This window comes from Marinobacter sp. MBR-99 (assembly GCF_040547575.1).
Classification (GTDB): Bacteria; Pseudomonadota; Gammaproteobacteria; order Pseudomonadales; family Oleiphilaceae; genus Marinobacter.
This window is the reverse complement of record NZ_JBEPPY010000005.1, coordinates 14,675-29,439: the sequence shown is the minus strand read 5'-3', so window position 1 is coordinate 29,439 and position 14,765 is coordinate 14,675. Positions and strand designations below refer to the sequence as shown.

Here is a 14,765-nt window from a genome sequence, read left to right as displayed (position 1 = left end):
CTGGACTTTCGGGGCATAAACCGGAAACTCAGGAGCTTACGCCAATCCCAAAGTGAGTTCCATGGACCTGACCCTGTTTCCAGAGGCCATTAGCCCGGGCGTCGCTCTTTTCCTGCTATTGGCCTCGGCGATAACCTCAATGCTGACCGCTGTGCTCGGTGCCGGTGGTGGCGTTCTGCTGCTGGTGTTGATGGCATCCTGGATGCCACCGGCGGCGATTATTCCGGTGCATGGCATGATTCAGCTGGGCTCCAACACCGGCCGGGCAGTGCTGACCCGGAACCACATCGACTGGAAAGTTATTGCTGCCTTCGCGCCCGGCGTGATTGCAGGGGCGGCGCTTGGCGCCTGGCTGTTGGTTAATTTACCCGCGCACCTCTGGCAGCTATCCATCGCTCTGTTCGTGCTGTATCTGTGTTGGGGGCCGAAACTGCCAAAGGCATCGTTCGGGCCCATCGGCATTTTTATAGCGTCCGCCGTCACCAGTTTTGTCAGCCTGTTCGTGGGCGCCACGGGCCCCCTGGTCGCCGCCTTTATCAAGCAGATTCACCGGGATCGCTTTAAAACCGTGGCCACGTTTGCCACTGCCATGACCCTGCAACATGCACCCAAAGCACTGGTCTTCGGAGTTGCCGGATTCGTGTTCTCGGACTGGTTGCTGTTCATTCTCGCCATGATTGCCTGCGGCTTCACCGGCACCTGGCTGGGGCTGCACGTTCTGAAATCCATGACCAACCGGTGGTTCAGCCTCGCCTTCAATCTAGTTCTGACACTCCTGGCGCTGCGTCTTTTATGGCAGGCGGGAGCCTCAGCCGGCTGGCTCGGCTAGTGTGACGTATCATCGGGCGGGGCCGGCACTGAAACCACCGCATTACGCCCCTGTGACTTGGCGACGTAGCAGCCCTCATCAGCACGTGCCATGACCTCCCTCGGGCCACTATCACCGGGAGACACCGGCGTGAGGCCGATGCACACTGTGACGCCGAAGAATCGGCCATCGTGCTGGACCTTCAGCGCCTCGACCCGGCTGCGCAGGTTTTCTGCCAGGGCTTCGGCCCGGTCCAGACCACATCCGGGCAACAGAATCGCAAATTCATCACCCCCCAACCGTGCGACGGTATCCGATTGGCGAACCGCGCTCTGGAACAGATCCGCCAGGCGTTTCAACAGGTCGTCGCCCACCAGGTGGCCGCCCTGGTCATTGACCGGTTTGAAATGATCCAGATCGATCATCATCAAAACAGCGGGCGTTGCCTGGTGTGGCGCCTCAGCCAGCGCTTTCAGCAACGCGGCAGTGAAAGCCCGGCGATTCACCAGTTGGGTAAGCGCATCGTGGGTAGCCTCCCAGGAGAGCCTTTCTTCTTCCCGACGCCGTTCGCTGTCGTCCCTCAGCACAAAGACGAGGCGTTCCTCATGCTCACCCCTGCGCAAGTGCAACATGGTGAGATCAATGTCGTAGACCTGACCCTGCGAGTTTTCCAGAGTGACGTACCGGTTATCGATTTCGTCGCCTTCCTGAAACTCCTCCGGCTCCATCTTGTGGTTGTCATAACGAAAGACCACCGTCTCGAAGAAGTTCTCGCCAATGCAATCATCCCCCAACGCAAGAAACTCGCCGGCTGCGTCGTTGGCGTACCGGATCAGGCCCGCCTTGTCGACCATCAGAACGCCTTCCTGCAAAACATCCAGTATCGAATCGGCCCTCTGCTGCTCTTCCCGGAGCGCCTGCTCAAAGCGCATTTCTCGGGTGACATCCCGCACAATAGTGATGGTGCCAAGAGCCTGGTCAGGCAGTTCAATAACCGACGTCATGGTATCTACCCAGACATACCCCGGTGAACGGGTGGTCAGCAACCGCAGTCGTCCACGATAAAACCTGCGCCGGGTCAATGCCCGGCGCCAGCCTGCCAATGCCGCGTCGCGATCTTCAACGGCCACTTTCGAGCTAAGGTAGCGCTGGGTAACCTGTTCCGTCGTTTCACCGAGAATGTTCAACAGTGCCGGGTTAACAAATTCAATCCGGCCGAGAATATTGGAGTGGACAATGCCAATGGGGGCATCCTGGGTCAGAGAACGGAAGAACGCCTCCCGCTCAGCCAATGACCGAAGAATCTCGTCGCGCTCATGGCGAACCATGTTGAAAACCCGGGCCACATTCCGGATTTCCCGCCCCCCGGTTTCCGAGACCGGCATCTGGCGTTCGCCGGTATGGCGCTGATAGATCTGAATGCTCAGATCGCGCAGTGGCCGCAACAAGCGATGGAAGAACCAGAATGCCAGGGGGATCAACACAACCAGTACTGACAACAGGGTCCAACTGAAAGCGTCACGCATACGGTTGACCGACGCGAAGGCATCCGTCTCGGGCCAGACCGCCGCCACAAACCAGGGCACTTGGGCCATTTGCCCATAGGCAGTGATGGTCGGCATTTTCTGGTCAGACTCATCGCGAAGTGTACCTTCAAATCCCTCCATGGCACGTGCAATAGAGCTCTGCCGGGCATCCACCGGTACCATAACCCGACCGTCACGGCCATCAGCCAGTACCACCCCCTGGCGGGTTATCAGGCGCAGATAGCCCGCATCCCCCACACGAATCCCGGAGATATCGCTCATGAAGTTGTCACCATTGAGCAGAATCAACCCGCCAATCATGCCAGTGAAACGTTTACGGTGATCGAAAAGGGGTGCAGCCAGCATCACGCCTGGCCGCCCCTCAAGAGCGGTAACGTACGGTTCACTGATAATCGGCACCAGCTGGCTGGAAACGGCTTTGAAGTATGGCCGTTCCGAGGCATTGAAGCTGGGGACCAGATAATCAAGGGGATTGGCGGCCAGTAGCTCACCCTCGGCATCCATTATAAACAGAGCATCAAACAGCCTGAGCAGCGAGGCCTGCTGACGCAACATCACTCGCGCCCGATTCTGGAGCAGGGCTTCCGAGGCCGGGATTTCACTGGCAACGTGAGAGAGAACGTCACGCCGCAGGGCAAGTTTCTGGTCGAGGTCACGAGTCACCATTCCGACAATCATTTCAACTTGGCGGTGCGCCTGATATTCCAGCTCTGACCGGCTCAGCGCAGAACCAATGCTGGCCACCACAACCGCGGTCACCAACACAAAAGCCACTACCAGGGCAACTGCCCGATTCGCCAGACTCGCAAACCACAACTTTATCAAATAACCAACCTCATGCTGTCCAAACCATACACGCCGCATTCTACGAACTTTATGAAAGTGTAGCAAAGACAGGTTTTCCAATCAGATTCCCGCTTGTAATTTCAGTGATAATCGTTATTATTTAGATCTATTTTCATTTTCCGAGCGATTCTGTATGGATTCCATCAGCCCTGCATCCGCCGCACTGGCCCAGCACGGCCCCCTTGCCCAACTGATCGACATGGGCGGACCGGTGATGATTGTGCTTATCGCCATTGCCGTTATTGGCCTCGTCACCTTCGTTTATCTGATGCTTTTCGGCGCCTTGTACGCACCCCGATACACCCGCAAGCTGAAGCACCTTATCCAGCAGTGGCAGTCCTCCCCGGCAGATACCCGGCCCGAAAAGGTGCGGGAGCAGGCGGGCTTTTTGGGCCGTTGTAATCCTCTGATGCATTTGATGGTGAATACCATGTCGGCCTGCAAAGGCACGGCAAACACCACAGCGGTTCGGGAGACCGCCGTGCGGGACGCCCAACACGCTCTGGAACCCTTTGAAGCGCCGCTCAAGATCATTGAAGTGATCGCAGCCCTGGCGCCACTGCTTGGTCTGCTGGGCACGGTTATGGGCATGATGGAAGCCTTCAGCGCCATGGCGGCAACCGATGGCCGTGCCAATGCCAGCCAGCTCAGTGGCGGTATCTACGAAGCCCTGACCACCACTGCCGCAGGCCTGGTCATTGCGATTCCATTTGCGGCACTAGCGGCCTGGGTGGAGTTTCGCCTGAGACGCATTCACAAGGTTATTAACAGCACCCTGGTAAGCGTGTTCAACGTACTGCCGGCCACAGAGCCGCAGCCTGTTACCGAGCAACCCACAGTTGCTGCGGAGCAGGCCGCTCAAGCCAGCCACAGCTACGACACCGCAGACAACCCGCGTTTTGCCCATGCAGCTGGTTGAGCCCCGACCAAACAGGCCCATACCGATCCGGATTACACCACTGATTGATGTGGTGTTTATCCTGCTGGTGTTTTTCATGCTCACCACCAGGCTGTTACCTGTGGATTACCTGGAACTGGGCAACGACACTAGCCAGCGCAGCACCACCGAAGGCGACCCACGCCCGGAACTCCGGGTAGAGGTAGATGGCCGCATCCTTTGGCAGGACACCCGCTACAGCCTGCAGGAGCTGGTACCGGCCCTGACCGCCGCCGGCGTTTCCGAAGCAAACCTCGAGACGGCTCCAGAGGCTAGCCTGGCCAGCTTTACCGGTACGCTGAGCACGCTGGATAACGCCGGCATCACCCCCCACTGGAAACGTAGCGGCACACCTGAATCATGACCGACCTGGTTCCACCCCCCGCCACCTCCGGAAAAGGTCTGCTGGAACGTGTTGAAGATGCGTTGCTGCCGCTGATCAATCTGGTGTTCCTGCTATTGATGTTCTTTATTGTTGCCGGCCAGCTCACTGAAGACCCATTGCCGGAACTGCCGGGAAGCTCGCAGCTAAAAGAAGAGCGCGCTCCAGAGGCAGACCTGATGGTCAAGGCCGATGGCAGCTGGACCGTGGGTGGAGAAACGGTCAGCCGGGACAGGCTGCTGGCAAGTTTGCCCGAACCTGACGATCAGGCGTCTTTGCGCATTGCCGCCCACCAAAGCCTCACCATGGCGGACCTGGAAGACCTGTTGAGTGTTCTGGAAGCCGGCGGCTACACCGACGTGCTGCTGCTGACGGAGCCCGGGGCATGACAACCGCAGGACGGGGCCCGAAAGCACTGATTCTGGCCGCCGCCATTGTGGCGACGCTAGCCACGCTGGCACTGATGGCGCCGGACAACCCCATGGAACTTCCGGTGCTGGGCGACAGCGCTGTCAACACCGCTCCGGCCATCCGGATCAGCCTTGCTGGCCGACAATCGCCAGAACCTCAACAGGAACCCGTGGCGGAACCGGAACCCACCCCGGAACCCGAGCCGACACCGGAACCTGAGCCCGAACCTGAGCCCGAACCTGAGCCCGAACCTGAGCCAGAACCGGCTCCGGAGCCAGAGCCCGTTGCCGAGCCAGTCAGCGAGCCCAGCACGCCAGCACCCACGGATACAGCGGCGGTAGAAGAAGTCGGGGAGGAAGCAGATGCCGATAACAGCCAGGATGCGATACCCCTCCAGAACGCCGGGAACTCCAGCGATGTCGACAGCTACCTGAGCAAACTCAGCCGCCACCTGGCCCGTTATTACGAATACCCCCGGCGGGCCCGACGCCTCGGGCAGGAAGGCACCCCGGTGATCGTCTTCGAATTTGCCCGTGACGGCTCTCTGGTCAGCCATTCGCTGCGGGACAGCTCCGGGCATCAACTGCTTGATGACTCAGCCATGCAGATGCTCGCCCAGGCAGCGCCCCTGCCCAAGGTTCCGGACACCATGCGCGGCCAGACGTTTACCTACGCGCTACCCGTTCGCTTCAGCTTGCGCTGAACCCGCACCACAGAAGCGCAGATCGCACTGAGCCGGTGCAGGCCAGCAAACACCGCCCCGGGCACACAGCCCGCTGCCCTTTTATTACTTACTGAATTAAAAGCCTTTTCCCCGAAAAACCCAGAGCTGGCACGGTGCCTGCTGAGTCCTGGTCAGCAGATCGAGTTTGTCTGCCCAAACAGCAATCTTTCAGACGACGGCGTCTGCTCATGCCTGCCATTCACGGCAGCCCATGGGCGTCGTCGTTTTTTTTCGCCCACGGAAAAGCGGGCAAAGAAGGAACCAGGGGATAACCTATGTCTTACATCATGCCGTCGGAATTCGTCACCAAAATGGTGGACACCGGTGAATCAAAAATCTACATGGCTACCCGGGATGTTCTGATCCGAGCGTTCATGGCCGGCGCCATTCTGTCCCTGGCAGCGGTATTCGCGGTCACCGTTGCCGTTCAGACAGGCAGCCCACTGATCGGCGCCATGCTGTTCCCGGTTGGCTTCTGCATGCTTTACCTGATGGGCTTTGACCTGCTCACCGGGGTGTTCATGCTCACCCCCCTGGCCCTGCTGGACAAACGCCCGGGGGTGGATACCCGCGGCATTCTTCGCAACTGGGGCTGGGTATTCCTTGGCAACTTTGCCGGCGCTTTAACCGTCGCTGTCATCATGGCCTTTGTCTTCACCTACGGCTTTAATACCGAACCCGGCGTGGTCGGCGACCGCATTGCCGCGATCGGCAAGGAGCGCACTCTGGGTTACGCGGAACACGGCGTGGCCGGCTGGTTTACCATTTTTCTGCGGGGCGTACTCTGCAACTGGATGGTATCTATGGGCGTGGTCGGGGCGATGATCTCAACCACGGTACAGGGCAAGGTGCTGGCCATGTGGATGCCGATCATGCTGTTCTTCTACATGGGTTTTGAGCATTCCATCGTCAACATGTTCCTGTTCCCGTTTGCCCTGTTGATGGGCGGCGAGTTCGGCATCATGGATTATTTCGTCTGGAACGAAATCCCCACCGTACTGGGCAACCTGGTCGGCGGCCTGTCGTTTACCGGCCTGACTCTCTATGCCACTCATGTGCGCACGGCCCCCAAGCTTGCCCTGCCAGAGCGTTTTAACACCGGCGAACCGGTTCGCAGCAACTGAGCATGGGAGACGTTCGGGGCGCCACAAATTATGACCTCACAGCTCACGGTTTCGACCGGCCAACACACCGACAAGGGCGCCAAGCCGGTCAATCAGGATTTCCATGGACTGGTGATCCCGGACAGCCCTCAGTCGGGCATCAAAGGCATTGCGGTAGCGATTGCCGATGGCATCAGCTCCAGCAACGTCAGCCAGATTGCCAGTGAATCTGCCGTCGCGGGCTTTCTCAATGACTATTACGCCACACCAAACAGCTGGTCAGTAAAGCAGTCTGCCCAGCGGGTGCTTCGGGCTACTAACGCCTGGCTGCACGCCCAGACCCGGCAAAGCCGCTACCGCTATGATCAGGACAGAGGCTACGTCTGCACCCTCAGTGTGCTGGTGCTGAAATCGGCGACGGCCCATCTGTTCCATGTTGGCGATGCCCGTATCTATCGTTTGCAGGGGAACTCGCTGGAACAGCTGACCACCGATCATCGGGTATGGTTGTCCCGGGAAGACAGCTGTCTGAACCGGGCCATGGGTCTGAGCCAGCAAGTGGATATCGACTACCTGGCGGCGGGTGACGACCTGGACCACCCGGCGCTGTCAGAGTTCCTGTTCGACCTGCGCCAACCGAATCCGCAGTGGCAGCGGCATCACCAGAAACCCCTGATGGAGCGCCACCCGGTGGCCTTCTGGCAGGGAATGTCTGCGCTGTTGTTACTCGCCTTGCTGGCATCATTCGCCTGGCACCCCTGAGCGGGCAACTTCTTGCCCGGCCAGCAAAAGCTCGCCCAGAGGGCAAGCAACGGTTTGCTCACGACAAATTTCAGTGTCGCCAGAAATTACTTAGGCAATTGTATTCAATCGTTTTTTTAGAGTTGGCACAGCGCTTGTAACCAGTAAGCGCGTCCAGGGAACAGCCCGGGGACAAACATTCACTTAAACGTCATGGAGCAGACTATGCCAACTCCTTGTTATATCAGCATCGAAGGTAAAACTCAGGGTAACATCACCGCTGGCGCATTCACTTCCGACTCCGTAGGCAACATCTACGTTGAAGGTCACGAAGACGAAGTGCTGGTTCAGGAATTCAGCCACGTTGTCACCGTTCCGACTGACCCGCAGTCTGGTCAGCCTTCCGGCCAGCGTGTACACAAGCCGTTCAAGTTCACTTCTGCCCTGAACAAAGCCACCCCGCTGATGTACAACGCCCTGGCTTCCGGCGAAATGCTGCCGAAGGTAGAGCTCAAGTGGTACCGCACTTCCGTAGAAGGTAAGCAGGAGCACTTCTTCTCCACCATCCTGGAAGATGCCACCATCATCGACATCAACTGCAACATGCCCCACTGCCAGGACGCCGCCAACGCTGACTTCACCCAGCTGGTGACTGTTTCCCTGTCCTACCGCAAGGTCACCTGGGAGCATGCCGTTGCCGGTACTTCCGGTGCAGACGACTGGCGTACGCCGATCGAGGCGTAAGTTACGCTTTGATGTCAAAAAGAGGGGCCACGGCCCCTCTTTTGTCATTTAATCTACCAAAAGGAAATTGGTAATGAGCAACGTTAATGTAACTGAGGAAGAAGTTGCTGCAGTTTAGGAGCCCGCCGGAAGCTTCACTGAAATAAGATAAGGACACATAAAACCAATATCATTTTCACCCAGCCAAGACTCTGCAGTGTCAGTGCAATCATCCTTGTTCGATACTTTGCGCATCGACAGCAACGACACAACCCTTTTTCGCGACGGGACGTTCGTCGGATTCATTCGAGTCGAACCCGTACCCAAGGAAATATCTTCAACCCCAGACTTTCTGAGCAAACTCAGATCCGACTCGGGATCGATATCGACCGGTATCTGACGAGCCACATCACGCTTGTCGGCACGGCGGGAGCCATCGTTCAGGTCTTCCGGCTTTGCGGTATAGCAATCCAACACATTGAAGCCGTGAATGTGCTGAAGGCGCTGCAATAGCGCCTGCTCGATATTGCCTTCCGAAATAAAACTAGCCATGGGCCTGCCGACTCCATGGACCGGATGGGTTCTTCTCCTGAGTTACACCGCTCCCTTAGTGAGCACCGCCTGAATTGTCCTGATTAAGCGGCTTGTTGGCAGCCTCCGCCTGCAAACGTTCAACCAGCCAGACCTTGATGATGGATTGACGGGTAACGCCAATACGCGCGGCCTCACGATCCAGAGACTCCACGACCCAGGCCGGAAAATCAACATTGATTCGCTTTTGTTCCTGATTCACCCGCCTTGCAGAAGACAGATCAAGATCTCCAACAACATCTTTCTGGCTCTCATCAAACTTCTTGTCAAAATCTTTAGCTTTCATAAAGCTCAACCTCTTTCTTGCGGGAACGTCTGACCGAAATCAGGCGAATACGCCCTTCCCGGTAGGTCACAACGGCCGACCAGTGCTTGTCCCCAATCTTTCCAATCAGCAGATATCGAGGCTCATCCACGCACTTTGCCTTTACTTCCAGCAAAGACGGGTCTTCCCACAACTGCTGGGCAGCCAGGAAATCAATGCCGTGCTTGTCCAGATTGGCCTGGCTTTTGGTTCCGTCAAATTCAAACACATCCATGAGTACAAACTATTCCTTTTTTACTCACCCGACAAGAGAATACTACCACGGTACAAAACGTCAAAGAGACTCTGAACAATTCTGCCAACACGGGCCATAGCAATTTGTAAATTCCATGGTTACGCTTGCACGACCATTACCACTCTGTGCTCTTCAATCCAGATATCCAACGAGTATGCCAGTACCAATATCAACCACCCGAGCCATCGGCACTCTCATGTGCCAAGCCACGCGCCACATCCTGTGGACGCCCGTCGAAGCCCGGGTTCGGGAGCAAAACCCGGGCGCAGGGCTGGCGTTGCGGGTGGGGTCTGGCCAGGCCACGTATCACCGTTATGATCCGGCGCGTAAACAGCATCTGATTAACTACGGGGTCAGGATGATTGCCGCCAAGCATCAGCCGGAAACCGCCCAGGGCTGGTTATCGACGCGGGAGATCCGGGGCCGGGGCTATTTTGGGGGTGAGGTGAGTGTGTTGAACCTGCTGGCCCATACCTGCTGTCATGAGTTTGCCCATTTGCTGCAATACAGTGCGGGCCAGCGGCACTATGGTTCAGTGCACAACCGGCATTTCTATGACGCGCTGGACGGGTTATATACCAGCGGTGCGGCAGTCGCCACCCGGCAGTATCTTGAGGAGACTGCAGGAAAAACCGGAGTGGCGCTTTCCAGCACACCCTTTGAATTCCCCAACCCCGTCCGGGCACTCCAACAGTGGCAAATAGGCGATGCGGTCTGTTTTGGCGAAGGCCGGCACGAAAAACGGGGCCAGGTCATCCGGGTGAACCGAAAGACCTGCACGGTTGCGGTCACCCTCAATGCCCGCGGTTTGCGGTACCGGGTGCCGGTTTCTCTGCTACGCAGCCCGGACTAATTCGGCTTCAAGCCGGCTCCCGATCCGCCGATTTCGCCAGCAAGCCACGAATTTCAGGTATACAAGACCCACAGTTGCTGCCGCACTGCAGCCGCTGGCCCAAGGCTTCAACGCTGGCGGCCCCATCTTCGATTGCCTGGTTGATCTGGCGCTCGCCTACCTGGAAACAGCTGCAGACCAGCGGTCCGGTGGGTTCTGCATCAATCGAGCCTGCGGCCAACAAGGATCGTCGCTGCTCCGGCGTCAGGTTCTCGGAGCCAAAACAGTCATCCAACCAGCCGAGGTCCGGCATGGATTGCACACAGGGTTCTACCAGCAATACGCCATCCAACCGGTTGCCGGTGAGCCAAGCCGCACGAAAACGACGCCGGGCACCATCTTGCATAACCAGCTCCGGTTCCCTGGCGAACACCTGCTGGGCCCATTCACGCCAGTCCATTGACCGGCGACCGGCCAGCCACCAGGACCGGCTATGAGGCAGTGCCTGGTGGCTCCAGTAGTCCAGTGACGTGGCGTCCAACGCGGTGCCCCCGGCCGCGGGCAGCATGAGCCGGGCTTGCCATCGGGTGATGAGTGGCCGAAGGGTGGCTACGCCAAATTTGGCTTCCGGCTGCCCCGAAATCGGGTCGACGATGGGGGCGATCAGGTTGGAGGCCAGGGCTGAGGATGCAAACTGCCGGTTCCAGTGAATTGGAACGAAGACCTCTCCGGGTCTCTGTGCGGCGCTGGCCCGGACCCGGCCGGTAAACCCCTTTCGGGCGGGCCCTGTCAGCGTGGCCAGTGCGCCTTCAATCAAACCAAAGGTGGCGATGTCCTTCGGGTGAACCTCGATAAAAGGCTCACTGCGATGGGCAAACAGTCTGGGCGCCCGCGCCGTACGCGTCATGGTATGCCATTGGTCCCGAATACGGCCGGTATTCACGATCAGAGGATACCGGGCATCCGGCTGCTGTCCGGGCGGCAGGGTCGAAACCGGTACTAGGCGGGCGCGGCCATCGGGCGTGGGGAAACGACCATCGGAGAACAGCCGGCGGGTCTGTAGCCAGGCGCCGGGACTGCCCCCGGTAAGCGGCCACTGCACGGGCTGGAGCCGGTCGTAATCCGCGGAGCTCAGATTGGCTAGGGCGGAAATATCAAACACTCTCTCACCGCCGTTACCGTAACCGGACAGTGCCGCATGTTCCCTGAAAATCTCCGCAGGGTCCTGGTAATCAAAGGCGTGACCATAACCGAGCGCCTGGGCGACATCCCGGATGATTCGCCAATCCGGCCAGACACCCTCTGGGACTGGCAAAAATCGACGCTGGCGTGAAATGCACCGTTCGGAGTTGGTCACGGTGCCGTCCTTCTCGCCCCAACCGGCGGCAGGCAGCAGGATATCGGCAAACGCCGTGGTATCGGTCTGGGCCACGCAGTCTGAGACTATAAGGGTCTCGCACCGCGCCAGGGCCTCCCGCACCCGGGCGCTGTCGGGCAGGCTGACTGCCGGATTGGTGCCCATCACCCAGAGCACCCGGATGTCGCCCCGGTGAACGGCTTCAAACAGATCCACCGCCTTATAGCCTGGTCCCGCTGCCAGTTTCTCGCTGTGCCAGAAGTCGGCAACCCGTTGCACCGCGCCGGGCGTGTCGTAATCCATATGGGCCGCCAGGGTATTGGCCAGACCGCCCACTTCCCTCCCACCCATGGCATTGGGTTGACCGGTGAGCGAAAACGGACCGGCGCCGGGCCGGCCAACACGCCCCGTGGCCAGGTGGCAGTTGATAATGGCGTTGGCCTTGTCGGTGCCAGCCACCGACTGATTGATACCCTGGGAAAAGGCGGAGACTGTTCGATCGGTCTCGGCGAACCACCGATAGAAGCGTTCCACATCCGCAGCCCGAAGGTCACATCCACGGGCGACTGCCGGTACCGAAGGAGCGCAGGCGCGGGCCACGCTCAGGGTTTCCTCGAAACCGTTGCAATGCTGCTCCAGGTATTGTGTGGCCAGGGCTCCGTGGTCATTCAGCCAAACCAGTAAACCATTGAACAGCAGGGTGTCGGTTCCCGGCCGCAGTTGCAGGTGCAGGTCGGCCATCTCTGTGGTTGCAGTTTGCCTTGGGTCAATGGCAACCACTTTGCGCCCGGACCGGTGGGACGCTTTTATCCGCTGATAAAGAACGGGATGCGTCCAGGCGGCATTACTGCCCGCCAGCACCAGTAAGTCTGCCAGCTCGAGGTCCTCATAACAGCCGGGCACGCAGTCCTCACCAAACGCCCTCTTGTGGGCTGCCACGGCGGACGACATGCACAATCGGGAATTGGTATCCACGTGCGGGGTTCCAATAAAGCCCTTGGCCAGCTTGTTGGCGATGTAATAGTCCTCGGTGAGCAATTGGCCAGACAGGTAAAAGGCCACAGACTCCGGGCCATGGTCTCTGACCGAAACACGGATGGCCTCAGCGACCCGGTCAATAGCTTCCGACCACTCAACGTTATGCCCTGCCACACGAGGGGCCAGCAACCGGTTGTGTCCGGTCACGGTTTCATGCAACGCAGAGCCTTTGACACAAAGGCGACCATTGTTGGCCGGATGCCCTGCATCGCCCTGAACGGCGTCAGGTTTCGCCATAACACCACAGCCCACACCGCAATAAGGGCAAGTGGTGGCGGTACTTTCAGGAGTGGTTCGGCGGTTTTTCATGATCAATCCTCTGCTTTACCCATAAAAAAAGCCCGCCATCCGGGGCCTGTTTCCAGATCCGGGGCGGGCTTCTTTGCCTAAGTTGTCTGTTGTAGAGAAAGCAATTACGGGGCCAGAGATCGTTATGTCAGCATCCACTGGGCCCGCCTTGTGACGGGGACCGGGCTGCAGCCTTATTCCACAGGTCAAAGACTCAGGCACGGGGAGCAACAACCCTCCAGGAGCGTTTCACGTTGGTGCGAAATTGCTCAGATTGCACCAAAAACAGACCGGGCTACGCTGACATTTTCCTCACTAAGCACTGAAGTAAACATCAAACCATTGAAATGTATAAATATTAAAAAATGGCACGGCTTATGCTCAGGTATTAGCGAACCATCAAGACATCACATCTCTCGTTCAAAGGCATTGGCGCCTGCTCTCCGGAAACGGAGGGTGGGCGTTTTTTTTGCGCGCCAGAAAAGAGAGACACAGAGAGGTAACAGCATGAACACACGCCGTCATCAACTCAGAGGCTTGCTCACAGCCGCGCTGATCGGGCTGAGCACACTGGCCCAGGCGAGCATCGGGCCAGCCGAGAAACCAGACCTGAAGCTGGGCTTCATCAAACTCACCGATATGGCGCCCCTGGCGGTTGCCTGGGAGCAAGGCTACTTCCTGGACGAAGGCCTGTTCGTGGAACTGGAGGCGCAGGCCAACTGGAAAGTGCTGCTGGACCGGGTGATCACCGGCGAGCTGGACGGTGCCCACATGCTGGCCGGCCAGCCTCTGGGCGCATCCATTGGCTATGGCACTCAGGCCAACATTATTACCGCCTTCAGCATGGACCTCAACGGCAACGCGATTACCGTGTCCAACGCGGTGTGGGACACCATGAAGCCCCACCTGGAAATGGATGGCGACAAACCCGCCCACCCGATCTCCGCGAGCGCACTGAAACCGGCGGTGGAGCAATCCCTGAGCAAAGGCGAGCGGTTCCGGATGGGCATGGTGTTCCCGGTGTCCACCCATAACTACGAACTCCGCTACTGGCTGGCGGCCGGTGGCCTGAATCCCGGCTTCTACGCCCCACAACGGGGTGATACCAGTGGCACCTTGCAGGCCGATGTTCATCTGTCCGTTACCCCGCCGCCGCAAATGCCGGCGACCATGGAAGCCGGCACCATTCAAGGCTACTGCGTGGGCGAACCCTGGAACCAGCAGGCGGTATTCAAGGGTATCGGGGTGCCGGTCATCACCGATTATGAGATCTGGCCAAACAACCCTGAGAAAGTCTTTGGTGTGACCGAGACCTGGGCAGAGAAGCATCCCAATACCCACCTTCGGTTGTTACGGGCACTGATCCGCGCGGCTTACTGGCTGGATGAAAACGACAACGCAAACCGCCAGGAAGCGGTAGAGCTGCTTTCACGCTCCAGCTACGTGGGCGCAGACAAAGACGTGATTGCCAACTCTATGACCGGCACGTTCGAATACGAGAAAGGGGATGTACGGGAGGTTCCGGACTTCAACGTGTTCTTCCGCTATCACGCCACTTACCCCTATCCCTCGGATGCCATCTGGTACCTGACCCAGATGCGCCGGTGGGGCCAGATTCCGAACGCCAAGCCAGACGACTGGTACATGCAGACCGCAGCCAGGGTATACCGGGGTGATCTGTATGCCCAGGCCGCACAGTCACTGATCGATGATGGCGTGATGAATGCCAGTGACTTCCCGGACTTTGACGCCGAGAACTTCGAACGCCCCTACCAGGGCGAGCTGATTGACGGTGTGCCTTTCACACCTCGCGAACCGAACGCTTACATAGAACGCTTTGATATCGGGCTGAAAGGCACCGAGACACCGTAAGGGGG

The 14,765-nt window shown here is 58.5% G+C and carries 14 protein-coding genes and 1 pseudogene; 10 read left to right on the top strand and 5 right to left on the bottom strand.

Annotated elements, in window-relative coordinates:
- Window positions 1-61: 61 nt before the first annotated feature.
- Entirely contained in the window at window positions 62-829 is a 768-nt protein-coding gene (locus ABIE59_RS05565) for a sulfite exporter TauE/SafE family protein (protein ID WP_354445023.1), read from the top strand.
- Here ABIE59_RS05565 and ABIE59_RS05560 read toward each other — a convergent pair.
- A complete protein-coding gene (locus ABIE59_RS05560; protein WP_354445021.1) occupies window positions 826-3,180 on the bottom strand; it encodes a diguanylate cyclase domain-containing protein in 2,355 nt (784 codons plus the stop codon). The genes ABIE59_RS05565 and ABIE59_RS05560 overlap by 4 nt on opposite strands.
- Before the next feature lie 154 nt (window positions 3,181-3,334).
- On the opposite strand from ABIE59_RS05560, the gene ABIE59_RS05555 reads away from it, so the two are divergent.
- From ABIE59_RS05555 to ABIE59_RS05525, 7 genes and pseudogenes are all read left to right on the top strand, one after another.
- Window positions 3,335-4,120 (top strand): MotA/TolQ/ExbB proton channel family protein, encoded by a 786-nt coding sequence (locus ABIE59_RS05555; protein ID WP_354445019.1) that lies wholly within the window; start codon window positions 3,335-3,337, stop codon window positions 4,118-4,120.
- Entirely contained in the window at window positions 4,107-4,502 is a 396-nt protein-coding gene (locus ABIE59_RS05550; RefSeq protein ID WP_354445017.1) for an ExbD/TolR family protein, read from the top strand. The genes ABIE59_RS05555 and ABIE59_RS05550 overlap by 14 nt, the downstream gene beginning before the upstream one ends.
- Window positions 4,499-4,909, top strand: a complete 411-nt coding sequence (locus ABIE59_RS05545; RefSeq protein WP_354445015.1) for an ExbD/TolR family protein — start codon at window positions 4,499-4,501, stop codon at window positions 4,907-4,909. Before ABIE59_RS05550 ends, ABIE59_RS05545 begins: the two co-directional genes overlap by 4 nt.
- The gene (locus tag ABIE59_RS05540) at window positions 4,906-5,634 is read left to right on the top strand and encodes an energy transducer TonB (protein WP_354445013.1); all 729 of its coding nucleotides are present in this window, start codon (window positions 4,906-4,908) and stop codon (window positions 5,632-5,634) included. The genes ABIE59_RS05545 and ABIE59_RS05540 overlap by 4 nt, the downstream gene beginning before the upstream one ends.
- A gap of 296 nt (window positions 5,635-5,930) precedes the next feature.
- Window positions 5,931-6,779, top strand: coding sequence for a formate/nitrite transporter family protein (locus ABIE59_RS05535; RefSeq protein ID WP_354445011.1), 849 nt, complete (start codon window positions 5,931-5,933; stop codon window positions 6,777-6,779).
- Window positions 6,780-6,809: 30 nt separating this feature from the next.
- Window positions 6,810-7,346: pseudogene (locus ABIE59_RS05530) on the top strand (PP2C family protein-serine/threonine phosphatase); the annotation flags it as partial.
- A gap of 378 nt (window positions 7,347-7,724) precedes the next feature.
- A complete protein-coding gene (locus ABIE59_RS05525; RefSeq protein ID WP_058092827.1) occupies window positions 7,725-8,243 on the top strand; it encodes an Hcp family type VI secretion system effector in 519 nt (172 codons plus the stop codon).
- 114 nt (window positions 8,244-8,357) lie between these two features.
- Here ABIE59_RS05525 and ABIE59_RS05520 read toward each other — a convergent pair whose 3' ends face one another.
- From ABIE59_RS05520 to ABIE59_RS05510, 3 genes are read right to left on the bottom strand one after another with little or no spacing between them, the layout of a single operon-like run.
- A complete protein-coding gene (locus ABIE59_RS05520; protein WP_354445009.1) occupies window positions 8,358-8,774 on the bottom strand; it encodes a hypothetical protein in 417 nt (138 codons plus the stop codon).
- Window positions 8,775-8,829: 55 nt separating this feature from the next.
- Window positions 8,830-9,099 (bottom strand): type II toxin-antitoxin system BrnA family antitoxin, encoded by a 270-nt coding sequence (brnA, locus tag ABIE59_RS05515; protein ID WP_354445007.1) that lies wholly within the window; start codon window positions 9,097-9,099, stop codon window positions 8,830-8,832.
- Window positions 9,089-9,352, bottom strand: coding sequence for a BrnT family toxin (locus ABIE59_RS05510; protein ID WP_354445005.1), 264 nt, complete (start codon window positions 9,350-9,352; stop codon window positions 9,089-9,091). Before ABIE59_RS05510 ends, brnA begins: the two co-directional genes overlap by 11 nt.
- Window positions 9,353-9,527: 175 nt before the next feature.
- Between ABIE59_RS05510 and ABIE59_RS05505 the strand changes: the two genes are divergently transcribed.
- On the top strand, window positions 9,528-10,226 hold the full coding sequence (locus ABIE59_RS05505; protein WP_354445003.1) for a hypothetical protein: 699 nt from the start codon (window positions 9,528-9,530) through the stop codon (window positions 10,224-10,226).
- Window positions 10,227-10,233: 7 nt separating this feature from the next.
- On the opposite strand, the gene ABIE59_RS05500 is transcribed toward ABIE59_RS05505, so the two are convergent.
- Window positions 10,234-12,909, bottom strand: coding sequence for a nitrate reductase (locus tag ABIE59_RS05500; protein WP_354445001.1), 2,676 nt, complete (start codon window positions 12,907-12,909; stop codon window positions 10,234-10,236).
- 486 nt (window positions 12,910-13,395) lie between these two features.
- Here ABIE59_RS05500 and ABIE59_RS05495 point away from each other — a divergent pair, with 486 nt between their 5' ends.
- Complete coding sequence (locus ABIE59_RS05495; protein WP_354444999.1) at window positions 13,396-14,760, top strand: CmpA/NrtA family ABC transporter substrate-binding protein; 1,365 nt, start codon at window positions 13,396-13,398, stop codon at window positions 14,758-14,760.
- Window positions 14,761-14,765: the final 5 nt, after the last annotated feature.